At 66.6% G+C, this 15,035-nt stretch carries 9 protein-coding genes; 6 read left to right on the top strand and 3 right to left on the bottom strand.

Annotation, left to right across the window (positions count from 1 at the left end; translation table 11 throughout):
* Positions 1-3: 3 nt before the first annotated feature.
* The 5 genes from ACVOMC_RS09510 to ACVOMC_RS09490 all read left to right on the top strand — a co-directional run bounded on the left by ACVOMC_RS09510 (position 4) and on the right by ACVOMC_RS09490 (position 7,387).
* The gene (locus tag ACVOMC_RS09510; protein WP_481523736.1) at positions 4-1,593 is read left to right on the top strand and encodes a SulP family inorganic anion transporter; all 1,590 of its coding nucleotides are present in this window, start codon (positions 4-6) and stop codon (positions 1,591-1,593) included.
* 59 nt (positions 1,594-1,652) lie between these two features.
* Entirely contained in the window at positions 1,653-2,477 is an 825-nt protein-coding gene (locus tag ACVOMC_RS09505; protein WP_481523735.1) for a DUF3014 domain-containing protein, read from the top strand.
* A gap of 182 nt (positions 2,478-2,659) precedes the next feature.
* Positions 2,660-5,248 carry an ATP-dependent chaperone ClpB gene (clpB, locus tag ACVOMC_RS09500; protein WP_481523734.1) on the top strand — a complete coding sequence of 863 codons (2,589 nt, stop codon included), beginning with the start codon at positions 2,660-2,662 and terminating at the stop codon, positions 5,246-5,248.
* A gap of 137 nt (positions 5,249-5,385) precedes the next feature.
* Positions 5,386-5,955, top strand: coding sequence for a hypothetical protein (locus ACVOMC_RS09495; RefSeq protein ID WP_481523733.1), 570 nt, complete (start codon positions 5,386-5,388; stop codon positions 5,953-5,955).
* 145 nt (positions 5,956-6,100) lie between these two features.
* Positions 6,101-7,387: an O-acetylhomoserine aminocarboxypropyltransferase/cysteine synthase family protein gene (locus ACVOMC_RS09490; RefSeq protein ID WP_481523732.1), complete on the top strand. Its 1,287-nt coding sequence runs from the start codon at positions 6,101-6,103 to the stop codon at positions 7,385-7,387.
* A 114-nt stretch (positions 7,388-7,501) separates the two neighbouring features.
* Here the strand turns inward: ACVOMC_RS09490 and ybaL are convergent, their stop codons facing one another.
* Positions 7,502-9,196 (bottom strand): YbaL family putative K(+) efflux transporter, encoded by a 1,695-nt coding sequence (gene ybaL, locus ACVOMC_RS09485; RefSeq protein ID WP_481523731.1) that lies wholly within the window; start codon positions 9,194-9,196, stop codon positions 7,502-7,504.
* 238 nt (positions 9,197-9,434) lie between these two features.
* Positions 9,435-11,813 carry a TonB-dependent receptor plug domain-containing protein gene (locus ACVOMC_RS09480; protein WP_481523730.1) on the bottom strand — a complete coding sequence of 793 codons (2,379 nt, stop codon included), beginning with the start codon at positions 11,811-11,813 and terminating at the stop codon, positions 9,435-9,437.
* A gap of 312 nt (positions 11,814-12,125) precedes the next feature.
* Here ACVOMC_RS09480 and ACVOMC_RS09475 point away from each other — a divergent pair, with 312 nt between their 5' ends.
* Entirely contained in the window at positions 12,126-14,003 is a 1,878-nt protein-coding gene (locus tag ACVOMC_RS09475) for an ABC-F family ATP-binding cassette domain-containing protein (RefSeq protein WP_481523729.1), read from the top strand.
* Between the two features lie 58 nt (positions 14,004-14,061).
* Here the strand turns inward: ACVOMC_RS09475 and ACVOMC_RS09470 are convergent, their stop codons facing one another.
* Complete coding sequence (locus ACVOMC_RS09470) at positions 14,062-14,940, bottom strand: LysR family transcriptional regulator (protein WP_057505893.1); 879 nt, start codon at positions 14,938-14,940, stop codon at positions 14,062-14,064.
* Between the last annotated feature and the right edge of the window lie 95 nt (positions 14,941-15,035).

Below are 15,035 nucleotides of genomic sequence, written 5' to 3'. Positions count from 1 at the left end.
CTCATGAATCCTTCCGCTTCAAGCTTCCCCCGGCGCTGGTTCGTCGCCGGCGATCTCAACGGCTTCTTCGGCCTGGTGGTCGACAACCTGTCGATCCTGGGCTTCATCGCGATGGCCCTGGTGGGCATGTTCCAGTTCCCGGCCGAGGTGGTGTTCGGGCGCATGTTCCCCGGCACCGCGCTGGGCGTGCTGGTCGGCAATCTGATGTACACGCTGATGGCCCGGCGGCTGGCCGCGCAGACCGGCCGCGACGATGTCACCGCGATGCCGCTGGGGCTGGATGCGCCCACCAGTATCGGCATGGCGCTGCTGGTGCTGGGCCCGGCGTTCGTCGCGTTCAAGGCGCAGGGGCTGGACCCGCACGCCGCGGCGATCGCCACCTGGCAGCTGGGCATGGCTTCGCTGGTGATCATGGGCGTGCTCAAGACCGTGTTGTCGTTTTTCGGCGAGGCGGTGACCCGCGCGCTGCCGCGGGCCGCGCTGCTGGGCTCGATCGCCGGGATCGCGATCGTGCTGATGGGTTTTCTGCCCTTGCTGGAAACGCTGCGCTCGCCGGTGGTGGGTTTCGTCACCCTCGGTCTGCTGCTGTATGTGCTGATCGCCAAGGGGCGCCTGCCGGTCCGCGCGCCGGGAGTGCTGGTCGCGTTCGCGTTCGGCACGCTGCTGTATTACGGGCTTGGGCTGACCGGGCTCGGCGCGCCGGGCTTCAAGGTGCCGCAATGGACGCCGCCGCAGGTGGTGCTGCCATGGCCGAGCCTGGGTTTCATCGAGGGCCTGCCCACGGCGATGACCTATCTGCCGCTGCTGCTGCCGTTCGGCCTGCTGATGGTGGTGGGGGGCATCAACGTTTCCGAAAGCGCCCGCGCGGCCGGTGACGATTACCGCACCCGCGACATCCTGCTGGTGGAAGCCTTCGCCACGCTGGTGGCCGGGCTGTGCGGCGGGGTGGCACAGACCACGCCGTATATCGGCCAGCCGGCCTACAAGCACATGGGCGCGCGCAGCGGCTACACGCTGCTGACCGGCCTGTTCATCGGCATCGGCGGCATGCTCGGGGTGATCTCCGGGCTGGTGCAGTGGCTGCCCCTGGCGGTGCTGGCGCCAATCATCGTGTACGTGGCCATCGACATCACCACCCAGGCCTTCCAGGCTACCCCGCGCGCGCATGCCGGGGCGATGGTGCTGGGCTTTCTGCCGTCGGTGGCCTATCTGCTGGCGATCAAGGCCCCGGGCTGGATCGCGCCGGAACAGCTGGTGGCGATGACCACGACGCTGGATGGGCACGGCCTGCCGGAGCTGGCGGTGATCTTCACCCTTGGCAACGGCTTCATCATCACCGCGATGCTGTGGATCGCCACGGTGGTGGCGATGATCGATGGCCAGTTGCGGCGCGGTGCGGTACTGATGTTGATCGCCGCCGGGCTGACCCTGTTCGGTCTGATCCATTCGGTGGATCCGCGCGGCGGCATCTACCTGCCGTGGATGCTGGAAGGCCTGCCGAAGATCATCAGCTGGCAGTTCGCCGGCGCCTATGTCGCGCTGGCGCTGATGCTGGGACTGCTGTCGCTGCAGAGGCGGCCGACCGGCCAATAGCGGGGAACCCTCGCCGATCGGCCCGGTCACACCCTCACATGCAATACGAGGTGCAAGTGATGCAGAAGCGCAAAGCGGTGTGGCCGTGGGTGGTGCTGGGAGTGGTGGCGGTAGGCGGAGCCGGGGGCTGGCTGTTCCAGGATGATCTGCGCCGGCTGCCGTCGCCGGGCAAGGTTGCGCCCGGCGGTAATACCGGGGTGGCAGCGCCGGCCGCGGCACCGTCGCAGATTGCCGCAGCGCCGGCCGCGGCCTCGCCGCGTTATCCGCTCCACAGCACGGATGCCGCCGATGTGGCGCTGCCTGTGCTGGCCGACAGCGATGCGCAGGTGATGCAGATGCTGGGCGGGATGTTTCCGGACGGGCTGCTGGCCTTGCTGGTGCCCGGGCACCTGATCCAGCGCGGCGTGGTGCATATCGACAATCTCACCCAATCCAGCCTGCCGGCGGCGGCGATGGCGCTCCGCCCGGTTGCCGGCAGCCCCCTGCTGCAAGCTGACGGCCAGGGCGGTGAGCAGCTGGCCGCGGCCAATGCGGCGCGCTATGCGCCTTATGTGGACGCCTTCACCGGCGTTGATGCCCAGCGGCTGGCGCAGGCCTATCGCCGTTTGTATCCGCTGATCCAGCAGGCCTGGCGCGAGGTCGGGCATCCCGATGGCCATTTCAACGACCGCCTGGTCGCGGTCATCGACCATCTGCTGCTGACGCCCGAACCGCCGGTGGCCCCGTCGCTGGTGCGGGATGAGCGTGGCAGGTACCGCTTTGTCGATCCGGATCTGCAGGCGCGCTCGGTGGGGCAGAAGGCGCTGCTGCGGCTGGAGGTGGCGCAGGCGCGGGCGGTCAAACAGCAGTTGCGCGAACTGAGGACCGCATTGACCGGCGGATAACCCGCTCGCGCAGGCGTTTGCGCCGGATCAATGCACGGGGTGACGGTGTGGCGATACTGGACCGGAGGCGGCGATTGCAGCTGAACAGGGCAGGTTGCCCGCCCTTGAATCACACCATTGCAACCGCATCTGAACCAGTATCGCTGGCAGTGCCGGCCCCCTGATATCGAGGAAGAACACCCATGCGGATGGACAAGCTCACCTCCAACTTCCAGAAGGCGCTGGCTGACGCGCAATCCCTGGCGGTCGGCCGCGATCACAACATCATCGAACCGGTGCACGTGCTCAGTGCGCTGCTGGACCAGTCCGGTGGCAGCAGCCGTCCGTTGCTGGCCCAGGCCGGCGTCAACGTGCCGGTGCTGCGCGAGCGACTGGCCGAATCGCTGGATGCGCTGCCCAAGGTCTCCGGCCAGGCCGGCAGCCTGTCGATGGGCAACGATCTGGTGCGTCTGCTCAATGCCACCGACAAGCTGGCCCAGCAGCACAACGACCAGTTCATCGCCAGCGAATGGTTCCTGCTGGCCGCCGTGGATGACGGGGGGGCCGCCGGCATGGCGTTGCGCGGCGCCGGTGCCGACAAGAAGAAAGTGGAGGCCGCCATCGACAAGCTGCGCGGCGGAGAAACCGTGCAAAGCGAAAATGCAGAAGAGCAGCGCCAGGCGCTGGAGAAGTACACCATCGACCTGACCGCGCGCGCCGAGAGCGGCAAGCTCGATCCGGTGATCGGCCGCGACGAGGAGATCCGTCGCACCATCCAGGTGCTGCAGCGCCGGACCAAGAACAACCCGGTGCTCATCGGTGAACCCGGCGTGGGCAAGACCGCCATTGTCGAAGGCCTGGCCCAGCGCATCATCAACGACGAAGTGCCCGAAGGCCTGCGCGGCAAGCGCGTGCTGTCGCTGGACATGGGCGCGCTGATTGCCGGTGCCAAGTTCCGCGGCGAGTTCGAGGAGCGGCTGAAGGCCGTGCTCAGCGACCTCTCCAAGAACGAAGGCCAGATCATCCTGTTCATCGACGAGCTGCACACCATGGTCGGTGCCGGCAAGGGCGATGGCGCGATGGATGCCGGCAACATGCTCAAGCCGGCGCTGGCGCGTGGCGAGCTGCACTGCATCGGCGCCACCACCCTGGATGAGTACCGCCAGTACATCGAGAAGGATGCCGCGCTGGAGCGCCGCTTCCAGAAGGTGTTCGTGGGCGAGCCGACGGTGGAAGACACCATCGCCATCCTGCGCGGTCTGAAGGAGCGCTACGCGGTACATCACGGCGTGGAGATCACCGATCCGGCCGTGGTTGCCGCGGCGACGTTGTCCAACCGCTACATCACCGATCGTCAGCTGCCGGACAAAGCCATCGACCTGATGGACGAGGCGGCGTCGCGCATCCGCATGGAGATCGACTCCAAGCCGGAAGAACTGGACCGCCAGGAACGCCGGCTGATCCAGCTCAAGATCCAGCGCGAGATGCTCAAGAAGGAGAAGGACGAGGCCTCGCGCAAGCGGCTGGCCGATCTGGAAAACGACATCGACACGCTGGAGCGCGAGTTCTCCGACCTCAACGAGATCTGGAAGTCGGAAAAAGCCGCGCTGCAGGGGGCGACAAAGATCAAGGAGCAGGTCGAGAAAGCCAAGCTCGATCTGGAAGCGGCCCAGCGCCGCCAGGATTTCGCCAAGATGAGCGAGATCCAGTATGGCGTGCTGCCCAATCTGGAAAAGCAGCTGGCCGCCGCGCAGGAGGTCGAGCGCAAGGATTTCAAGCTGGTGCAGGACAAGGTCACCGACGAGGAAATCGCCGAGGTCGTCTCGCGCTGGACCGGCATTCCGGTCAGCAAGATGCTCGAAGGCGAGCGCGACAAGCTGCTGCGCATGGAGGACATGCTGCACAACCGCGTGGTCGGCCAGGAAGAGGCGATCAAGGTTGTTTCCGATGCGGTGCGGCGTTCGCGCGCGGGCCTGTCCGATCCGAACCGTCCGAGTGGCTCGTTCCTGTTCCTGGGCCCCACCGGTGTGGGCAAGACCGAGCTGACCAAGGCGCTGGCCGACTTCCTGTTCGACTCGCCCGACGCGATGGTGCGTATCGACATGAGCGAGTTCATGGAGAAGCACAGCGTCTCGCGCCTGATCGGTGCGCCCCCGGGTTATGTGGGCTATGAGGAAGGCGGCTACCTGACCGAGGCGGTGCGTCGCCGTCCGTACAGCGTGATCCTGCTGGACGAGGTGGAGAAGGCGCATCCGGATGTGTTCAACATCCTGCTGCAGGTGCTCGACGACGGCCGCCTGACCGATGGCCAGGGCCGTACCGTGGACTTCCGCAACACCGTCATCGTGATGACCTCCAACCTGGGCTCGCACCAGATCCAGGACATGAGCGGCGACGACAGCCCGGAGGCCTATCTGCAGATGAAGGCGGCGGTGATGGGCGTGGTGCAGGCGCACTTCCGCCCGGAGTTCATCAACCGGCTGGATGACATCGTCGTGTTCCACCCGCTGGACAAGCAGCAGATCAAGCAGATCGCGCGCATCCAGATGCGTGGGCTGGAGAAGCGGCTGGGCGAGCGTGGCCTGAAGCTGGAAGTCACCGATTCGGCGTTCGAGCAGTTGGCCAACGTCGGTTTCGATCCGGTCTACGGTGCCCGTCCGCTCAAGCGTGCGATCCAGGCGCAGTTGGAGAATCCGCTGGCGCAGAAGATCCTGTCCGGCGAGTTCACCAGCGGCGACACCATCCAGGTGGAAGCCGGCGGCAGTGGCCAGCTGCAGTTCGCCAAGGCCTGATCGCGAGACTGCGACGGCGTGGCCCGGTGCCCGTCGTCGCAGCGATTCACGCCTTGCAGGAGCAGGGTCGATTGGGCTGCGGGCGCGGGCCCTACGCTGCGGGAAGGCCCGCGCACTCCGTGGATGAGGAAGATCTGATGCGGTATGTGATTGCATCGTTGCTGGCATCGCTGCTGGTGGTACCGGCGGCGCTTGCGCAGCGCACCGGCACCGAACAGCTGCTGCGCCCGCAGGTATCGGGTTATGTAAAGGCGTTCGAGAACACCGAAGCTGACGGCGCACGCCTGTGGGAATACGTGCCCACTGGCCAAACCGTGCAGCAATGGACGGAGATGTTGACGGTCACCGCCTCCCGTCCCGGCCTGCAGGCGACGCCGCGCGAGTTCCTGGGCTTCATTGAACGCGGCTGGAAAGGCGCCTGCCCGGGTGGCGAAAGCCGCTGGATCCGCGAGGGCGAGGAGAATGGCTATCCCTTCGCCTTGTTGATGCTCACCTGCCCGGACAATCCCGCCAGCGGCAAGCCCGAATACACCTGGTTCAAGGGCATCCAGGGGGCAGACCGTTTCTATGTGGTGCAGAAAGCCTATCGCTTCGCGCCGGAACAGGAGCAGGTGGTGTCCTGGGTGCAATACCTGAGCAAGGTGCAGCTCTGCGATACCCAGGACGCGGCCCATCCCTGCCCGCAGATGAGCCCCGCCAAACCGTAAGGTGCCGCAGGATGCCGGCAGGCCGGGCAGCTGCTGTCCGGCCTATCCGCTGATGCCAGGCACTCACAAGTAACGGCTGCAACCTTCGGCCGGACGCCATTCCTCCTCGGCTATCGTCAGCGGTCCCTCCTGACCGAGCGCTCCGATGACCAACCCGCAGTGGAAGCCTGAAACCATCGCCGTGCACGGCGGCTATTCGCCCGATCCGACCACCCGCGCGGTCGCGGTGCCGATCTACCAGACGGTTGCCTATGCCTTCGACGACACCCAGCACGGTGCCGATCTGTTCGACCTCAAGGTGGCCGGCAATATCTATACCCGCATCATGAACCCCACCACCGATGTGCTGGAAAAGCGTATCGCTGCGCTGGAAGGCGGCATCGGTGCGCTGGTGCTGGCCTCCGGCCAGGCCGCCATCACCTACGCCATCCAGACCATCGCCGAGGCCGGTGACAACATCCTTGCCGCAAGTGCGCTGTATGGCGGCACCTACAATCTGTTCGCGCATACGCTGCCGCAGTTCGGCATCCAGACCCGCTTCGCCGACTACCGCGATCCGCAGGCCTTCGCCGCCTTGATCGACGAGCGCACCAAGGTGGTCTTCGTCGAATCCATCGGTAACCCGCGCGGCAACATCACCGATATCGAAGCCATCGCCAAGATCGCGCATGCGCATGGCGTACCGGTGATTGTCGACAATACCGTGGCCACGCCGTATCTGCAGCGCTCCTTCGATTTTGGCGCCGATATCGTGGTGCATTCGTTGACCAAGTATCTCGGCGGCCATGGCACCAGCCTTGGCGGTGCCATCGTCGATTCCGGTCGTTTCCCGTGGGCTGAGCACAAGCAGCGCTTCCCGCGTCTCAATACGCCGGATGTGAGTTACCACGGTGTGGTCTATACCGAAGCGCTGGGCCCGGCGGCCTTCATCGGCCGTGCGCGGGTGGTGCCGCTGCGCAACATGGGCGCGGCGATTTCACCGTTCAACGCGTTCCAGATCCTGCAGGGCATCGAGACGCTGGCGCTGCGCATGGACCGCATCAACAGCAATACGCTGGCGGTGGCCCACTATCTGCAGAAGCACGCCAAGGTGGCATGGGTGAACTACGCCGCGCTGCCGGACCATCCGGAGCATGCGCTGGTGCAGAAGTACCTGCGCGGCCATGGCTCGGGGATTCTCACCTTCGGCCTGCCCGGCGGACGTGAGGCCGGTGCCCGTTTCCTCGATGCGCTGCAGCTGTTCACCCGTCTGGTGAACCTGGGCGATGCCAAGTCCCTGGCCACGCATCCGGCCTCCACCACCCATCGGCAGTTGAATGCGGCCGAGCTGGAGAAGGCGGGCGTCACCCTGGACACGGTGCGGCTGTCCATCGGCATCGAGCATATCGACGACCTGCTGGCCGACCTGGAACAGGCGCTGGCCAGCGCCTGATCAGGGGCGCCGTCGCCTCGTGGCGGTGGTGGAGAGGGCGTATGCGACCCCCACTCCGCCCGGTAACGGAACGCCCCCGCCGCCACTGGCGGGCGGGGCGACAGGGCGATGCCGTCAGTAGCCGGGGCCGTGGCGCAGGGCGCGATAGGGCGGGGTGGCCATCACCATTTCCGCCAGTGAGTGCGCCAGTTCGCGCTCGGCCATCACCGTGCCGTCGGCGCCGTGCTCCAGCAGGTGCTTCACTTCGGCATCGCTGTGGGCGCGGGCCAGCAGGGTCAGGTTGGGATTGATCGCACGCAGTTTGGCCAGCGCCTCGCCCGATTCCAGCGGCTGCGGAATGGCCAGCACCGCGATCTTGGCGCGCTCCGGATGCGCTTCGGCCAGCACCCGGTCGGCCGCCGCGCTGCCGCGGATGCCGGGAATGCCGGCCGCATGCGCGCGCTCGACGTGCTCGCGGTTGTCATCGATCACCAGCACCGGCACGCCGCGCTCGCGCAGCACCTGCGCCAGATGGCTGCCGACCCGGCCGTAGCCGATGACGATGGCATGGTCCTGCAGCTCCAGCGACGGGCCCGGCGGAATCTCCGGTTCCTGCGCCACCTGGGTGGCGATCGGATGCTTGGCCTGCCAGCGGTCGAGCAGGCCGAACACCAGCGGGTTGAGCATGATCGAGACCAGGGCGCCGGCCAGCACCAGCGACTGCCCGGTCTCGGGCAGGATCTTCAGCGCCACGCCGAGTCCGGCGACGATGAAGGCGAACTCGCCGATCTGCGCCAGTGAGGCGGAAATGGTCAGTGCGGTGCTCTTGGAGTGGCCGAACGCGCGCACGATGAAGAACGCCGCGGCCGACTTGCCGAACATGATGATCGCCACCGTCGCCAGTACCTGCCACGGGTGCTCGACCAGGATCATCGGGTTGAACAGCATGCCAACGGAGACGAAGAACAGCACCGCGAAGGCATCGCGCAGCGGCAGCGAGTCGTGCGCGGCCTTATGGCTGAGTTCGGACTCGTTGAGCATCATGCCGGCGAAGAACGCGCCCAGCGCGAACGACACGCCAAACAGCGCGGCGGCGCCGAAGGCCACGCCCAGCGCGATGGCCAGCACGCACAGGGTGAACAGTTCGCGCGAACCGGTGCCGGCCACTTTCTCCAGCACCCACGGAATCACCCGGCGGCCGACCAGCAGCATCACCGCCACAAACAGACCCAGCTGCACGAAGGTCCAGCCGATGGAGGCCAGCACACCGGCGATGGAAGGGGCCTTGCCGCTCGCATCGGGGCCGAAGACGTCGGCGATCACCGGCATCATCACCAGCGCCAGTACACAGGCCAGGTCTTCCACGATCAACCAGCCCACGGCGATCTTGCCGCGGGTGGTTTCCAGCAGGCGCCGCTCTTCCATCGCCCGCAGCAGCACCACGGTGGAGGCGGTGGCCAGCGAGAAACCGAAGATCACCCCGTGCAGTACCGGCCAGCCCATCACCGAGGCCACGCCCCAGCCCAGCAGGGTCGCCACGAGGATCTGGCCGACGGCGCCGGGGATGGCGATCGCCTTGACCGCCATCAGATCCTTCAGCGAGAAGTGCAATCCCACCCCGAACATCAGCAGCATCACCCCGATTTCGGCCAGCTGGTTGGCCAGCGCCTGGTCGGCAACAAAGCCCGGGGTGAAGGGGCCGACGATGACACCGGCAACCAGATAGCCCACCAGCGGCGACAGCCGCAGCTTGTTGGCCAGGACGCCGAGTACGAAGGCAAAGCCCAGGCCGATGGCCAGCATGTTGATCAGGGCGGTGTCATGGTGCATTACAGCTCGCAGTTATGGGGGATAGCTCGATTCTACGGACGCGGCCGGCATCGACAAAGCGGAAATACGCCGGAAAAAGCAAAAAATTCAAGATGATGGATTGCCGGCTCCGGCCCGTGCCGTTGGTGGCGGATGCGGCAACGGCGAGTCTGTGCCAGGCGACGGCGGGGCACCGGCCAGGCCCAAAAAGATGCCCCGGTTTCCCGGGGCATCTTCCTTCCACGACGCGGCTGCGGTCTTACCAGGTGTAGCTGATGCGGCCGTAGACGTAGGCACCGTTGAAGCCGAACGGGGAGTAGTTGCTGTACGGCAGCATGCCCCAGGTCGAGTTCTGCAGGTCGGCGGTGCGCTCCGGGTAGGTGTCCAGCAGGTTGTCCGCACCCAGGGTCAGCTTCCACTGCCCGCTGGGCTTGAAGCTGGCCGAGGCGTCCAGCACCCACTTGGCGTTGTAGGTCTGGTCGCGGGCGGCGGTGGCCGAGTTGCGCACGGTGAAGCTGCCATAGCGGGTGGCCGACAGGCCCAGCTCCCAGCGGTCCGAGCGCCAGGTGCCGCTGAGAATGGCCTTGTCACGCGGGTAGCTGTCCTCGATGCGGCCGATCTCGTCGCGGCCGATCAGCGACTGGGTGATGCCCAGGCTGCCGAACACCGCCGGCGAGGCGAGGAACTTCTTCACCTCGGTTTCGTTGTAGCTGTAGGCGGCGGTCAGCTCCAGGCTGCTGGCCGCCAACGGCACGGTGTAGCTGGACACCGCATCCACACCGCGGGTACGGGTGTCCATGCCATTGGTGAAGTAGGAGAACGCGGTGACCTGCGGCAGCCCCAGCCCGGCCAGCAAGGCGTTGGCGGCGGCATTGGTGGTGATGTTGGTGGACAGCACGATGCGGTCGTCGATGTCGATCTGGTAGGCGTCGACGGTCAGGTACAGCCGGTCCACCGGCTGCAGCACCAGGCCGACGCTGTAGGAGGTGGAGCTTTCGGCCTTGAGCGGGCTGGCACCCAGCGCCTGTGCGGCGGTGCTGGTGGTCGGGAAGGTGCCGCGCTCAACGAAGACGCCGTTGATGATGGTGCTGGTCACCGCCTGGTAGCTCTGCTGGGCCAGCGACGGGGCGCGGAAACCGCTGGAGGCAGTGGCACGCAGCGCCACCTTGTCGGTGAAGGCGTAGCGCGCCGACAGCTTGCCGGAGAACTTGTCACCGAAATCCGAGTAGTCCTCGTAGCGGCCGGTCAGGCCGGCGGAGAACTTGTCGGTCAGGTCGGCTTCCAGGCCGGCATAGACCGCGTAGTTGTGGCGATCGGCGTCGACCGCGTTGATCGGGGTGAAGCCGCCGAAACCCTGGGCGCCGCTGCCGGTGTACGACTCCAGCTGGCCGGCGGTCTGCTCCCACTTCTCGCGGCGGTACTCGCCGCCGAAGGACAGGGTGGCCGGGTAGGCCAGGCCCCAGTCCAGCGACTTGGTGAGGTCGGCGTTGAAGATGTCCTGCTGGTACTTCAGCGTGCCGTCGTAGAACGAGCTGGGGCTGTTCACGCCCAAGCTGTAGTTGATGCTGTTGCGGGTGTGGAAATCCAGGGTGTTTTCACCGTGGTTGAGGCTGACGTCCCAGGTCCAGCCGCTCTCGGTGTTGCCCTTCACGCCGGCCACCAGCGAGCGGTCCTTGGAGTACTGGTTGATCTGCGGCACGTAGCCGTCCGGATAGACCTGGGCCAGCAGTGCGCCCTGGCTGCTGTGGTTGGGCGAGCGGTAGAACGCGAAGGAGGTGATGTCGCGGTTGCCCAGCAACGCGTTGGCATAGCCGCTGATGTTGTCGGTGAAGGCAAAGCTCAGGTTGGCCGAAGCGGCGCTGGCGTCCACGCGCGGGTCGCCGACGATGAAGGTGGTCTGGCCAATGGACGGGAAGTTGCCGGTGTTGGGCGTGGTGCCGCGGTAGGGGCCGGCACGGTTGCTCTCGTCCTGCTGGCTGATCTGGCCGGCCAGGTGCAGCTTGCCGCGCCCGTCGGCGAAGTCGACGCCGGTGTCGCCGGAGAGCTGATATTTGGCACCGTCGCCGGCCGAATACTGGCCCGCGTCCACCGCCAGGCTGCCGCCCTCACCGCTGCCCTTGAGCACGATGTTGACCACGCCGGCGATGGCGTCCGAACCGTACTGCGCCGAGGCGCCGTCGCGCAGCACTTCCACCCGTTCGATCGCGGCGATCGGAATGGCGTTGATATCCACCGCGGCCGAACCGCGGCCGATGCTGCCGTTGACGTTGATCATCGCCGAGGTGTGGCGGCGCTTGCCGTTGACCAGCACCAGCACCTGGTCGGGCGAGAGCCCGCGCAGCTGCGCCGGACGGATGCCGCTGGTACCGTCGGTCAGCGCCGGGCGCGGGAAATTCAGCGAGGGCAGGGCGCGTGACAGCGCGGTGGCCAGCTCGGAGGTACCGGTGGACTGCAGCACTTCCGGGGTGATGATGTCGATCGGCGACTGCGATTCGGCCACGGTACGGTCGGCCACGCGGGTACCGGTGACGATCACCGTGTCCAGCGTGTTGGCACTGGACTGGGCCAGGGCGGGGACGGCGGGGGCGCCCAGGGCGAGGGCAATGGCGACGGCGAGGGTACTGGACTTGCGGTTCATCAGCTTGCAGCTCCGGTATTGAGTGGCGGCATCGGCGAGGCGTGGGGTTCGCGGCTGTTGCGGTGCGCCATCAACGGATTAATGGAATTTTTACCTCGTGTCAAACCGGATGCTTCAGCTAAATTGTTGCTTTTGAAAGCTTTTTCAGATCGGCAGGAGCGATTTGGCAGGGGGAGTAGGGGAGTCCTGCGGTTAAACGCCGGGAGGGCGCCTGCCGGTGCAGGAGGTGAGTCAAGTATTGGATAACGTTAGAATCACGTCGCAGGAATGCTGCTCACATGCACATTCCTTTTCGTTATAACGGACCTATTCATGATTTCCCTTCGTAATTTCGCCCTGCGCCGGGGCGAACGCCTGCTGCTGTCCAATGTCGACCTCACCCTGCATGCCGGCTACCGCGTTGGCGTGGTGGGGCGCAATGGCGCGGGCAAGTCCAGCCTGTTTGCCGCCGTGCGCGGCGAGCTGGAGGCGGACAAGGGAGATGTGTCGCTGCCGGGCAAGATCCGCATCGCCGACGTGGCCCAGGAAACCCCGGCGCTGCCGGACCGCGCCATCGACTACGTGCTCGGTGGCGATGACGTGGTGGCCGCGGTGCTGCTTGAAGAGGCCGCCGCCGCCGCACGCGAGGACTGGGAAGCGGTCGCCAACGCGCACCAGAAGATGGCCGAGCTGGGCGCTTATGACGCCGAGGCCCGTGCCGGCAAACTGCTGCACGGCCTGGGCTTTCCGGCCGAAACCCACAGCCGGCCGGTGGCCGCGTTCTCCGGCGGCTGGCGCGCGCGTCTGAACCTGGCCCGCGCGCTGATGATGCCCAGCGACCTGCTGCTGCTGGACGAACCGACCAACCACCTGGATCTGGATGCGGTGTACTGGCTGGAACAGTGGTTGCTCAAGTACCCGGGCACCCTGTTGCTGATCTCGCATGACCGCGAGTTCCTGGACAACGTCGCCACCCACACCCTGCACCTGCATGGCGGCAGCGCCAAGCTGTACCCGGGTGGCTATACCGATTTCGAGCGCCAGCGTGCCGAGCACCTGCGCCAGCAGCAGATCGCGCACGAGAAGGAACAGGCCGAGCGCGCTCACCTGCAGAGCTTCATCGACCGCTTCAAGGCGCAGGCCTCCAAGGCCACCCAGGCGCAGAGCCGGATCAAGCGTCTGGCCAAGATGACCGGCACCGAAGCGGTGCGCGCCGAGCGCGAGTTCCGCATCGAGTTCTCGCCACCGGCCAAGCTGCCGTTCTCGCTGATCCGGCTCAACGATGTGACCGCCGGCTACGGCCCGGACGCGGTGATCCTGGACAACGTCGGCTTCGGTCTGGAAGCCGGCCAGCGCGTGGGCCTGCTCGGCCCCAACGGCGCCGGCAAGACCACGCTGGTCAAATCGCTGGTGGGCGAGCTGCCGCTGCTGGCCGGTGACCGCATGGCGCATCCGGACCTGCAGATCGGCTACTTCGCCCAGCACACGGTGGAATCGCTGCGCGAAGGCGCCACGCCCATGGACCACTTCCGTGATCTGGACCCCAATGGCGTGAACCAGAGCTTCCGCGATTTCCTGGGCAAGTGGAATTTCCCGGGCGATCGCGCGTTCGAACCGGTCGACGGATTCTCCGGTGGCGAGCGCGCGCGTCTGGCGCTGGCGCTGATCGCCTGGCAGCAGCCCAACGTGCTGCTGCTGGACGAACCGACCAACCACCTGGATCTGGAAATGCGCGAAGCGCTGGCCGAAGCGCTGGCGCTGTTTGAAGGCGCGATCGTGATGGTCAGCCATGACCGCCATCTGATCGGTCTGGTCTGCGACACCTTCTGGCGCGTGGCCGATGGCGTGGTCGAGCCGTTTGAAGGTGATTTGGACGAATATGCGGCGTGGCTGCGCACCCGTGCCAGTGCCCAGGGGGCGCGCAGCAAGGCCGACAAACAGGAAAAGCCGGCCGCTTCCGCGCCGCCGGCAGCCGTGGCGCCGGTCAAGCCGGCTGCGGCCAGAAAGCCGGTCAATCCGCACAAGCTGGAAGCGGCCGAAAAGAAGGTGGAGCAGCTGGGGGCCGCGTTGGCCGGGATCGACCGCCAGCTCGCCGATCCGGGCAACTACGCCGATGCGGCCAAGATGGCAAAGCTCGGCGGCGAGCGCGAGGTGCTGGCCCAGCAGCTGGAACAGGCAGAAGCCACGTGGATGGAGATGCTGGAAGACTGAGCTTCCCGCGGCGCCTGGCCTCGCAGCTTGGCAGGCGGTGGACAGCTCCCACCGGTGATCAAGGACCGGCCGGCGCTTCCTGCGCCTGCAGCCAGGCCTTGAACCGGCGCATCGGCTCGCGTTCCGGGCGCGAGCGCAGCCGCGTCAGCCAGTAACGGCCGAGTGACAGCGTCGGCGTGAACGGCTGCAGCAGGCGGCCGTCGGCAAGCTCCTGCTCGAACATGCGCAGCGGCAGCAACGCCACCCCGGCACCGGCCGCCGCCGCGCTGGCCAGCGTCAATGACGAATCGAACACCGGCCCGCGCGCTTGAACGCCGCTGATGCCGGCCAGTTTCAGCCAGCGCGGCCACTCGTCATTGCGGTAGGAGCGCAGCAGCGGCACGTTGCCCAGCTCGCGCGGCTGCCGCAGCCGCCGGGCCAGCGCCGGGGCGCACAATGGCGCGAACGGGGTATCGACAATGGCCGTGCAGTCTTGGCCCTGCCAGTCGCCCTCCCCGAAGCGGATCGCTAGGTCCAGCCCTTCACCGGCCAGGTCGATGCGGTTGTTGTGGGTCTGCACACGCAGTTCGATATCCGGATGGGCAGCCTCGAAGGCCGCCAGCCGTGGCAGCAGCCAGCCGGTGGCGAAGGTGCCGACCACGCCGACGGTGAGCACTTCGCGGAAGCGGCCGTCGCTGAAACGCGCCAGCGCGATCGCGATGCGGTCGAACGCCTCGGTCAGCACCGGATGCAGCGCCGCCCCTTCATCGGTCAGGGCCACGCCGCGTGGCAGGCGGTGGAACAGACTGACCTGCAGGCGGTCTTCCAGCGAGCGGATCTGGTGGCTCAGGGCGGCCTGGCTGACGCACAGCTCCAGTGCGGCCCGGGTGAAGTTCAGGTGCCGTGAGGCGGCCTCGAAGGCACGCAGGGCGTTGAGGGGCAGCGGCGGGCGGATCATGCAAAGCCATTAGGGCGGGTGATGGGTTGTCCGCATTATTCCGCCTTTGCTGCGGCAAGGGCGGGGTCAGCTGCAAATTCAGCTCATGGCTGATG

Source organism: Stenotrophomonas sp. STEN014, assembly GCF_056760315.1.
Note: the sequence above shows the minus strand (reverse complement) of the source record. Positions and strands in the feature narration are given on the sequence as shown.

Coding starts and splice junctions, on each gene's coding strand:
- ACVOMC_RS09510 (WP_481523736.1), top strand. CDS start 4: ATGAATCCTTCCGCTTCAAGCTTCCCCCGGCGCTGGTTCGTCGCCGGC.
- ACVOMC_RS09505 (WP_481523735.1), top strand. CDS start 1,653: ATGCAGAAGCGCAAAGCGGTGTGGCCGTGGGTGGTGCTGGGAGTGGTG.
- clpB (WP_481523734.1), top strand. CDS start 2,660: ATGCGGATGGACAAGCTCACCTCCAACTTCCAGAAGGCGCTGGCTGAC.
- ACVOMC_RS09495 (WP_481523733.1), top strand. CDS start 5,386: ATGCGGTATGTGATTGCATCGTTGCTGGCATCGCTGCTGGTGGTACCG.
- ACVOMC_RS09490 (WP_481523732.1), top strand. CDS start 6,101: ATGACCAACCCGCAGTGGAAGCCTGAAACCATCGCCGTGCACGGCGGC.
- ybaL (WP_481523731.1), bottom strand. CDS start 9,196: ATGCACCATGACACCGCCCTGATCAACATGCTGGCCATCGGCCTGGGC.
- ACVOMC_RS09480 (WP_481523730.1), bottom strand. CDS start 11,813: ATGAACCGCAAGTCCAGTACCCTCGCCGTCGCCATTGCCCTCGCCCTG.
- ACVOMC_RS09475 (WP_481523729.1), top strand. CDS start 12,126: ATGATTTCCCTTCGTAATTTCGCCCTGCGCCGGGGCGAACGCCTGCTG.
- ACVOMC_RS09470 (WP_057505893.1), bottom strand. CDS start 14,940: ATGATCCGCCCGCCGCTGCCCCTCAACGCCCTGCGTGCCTTCGAGGCC.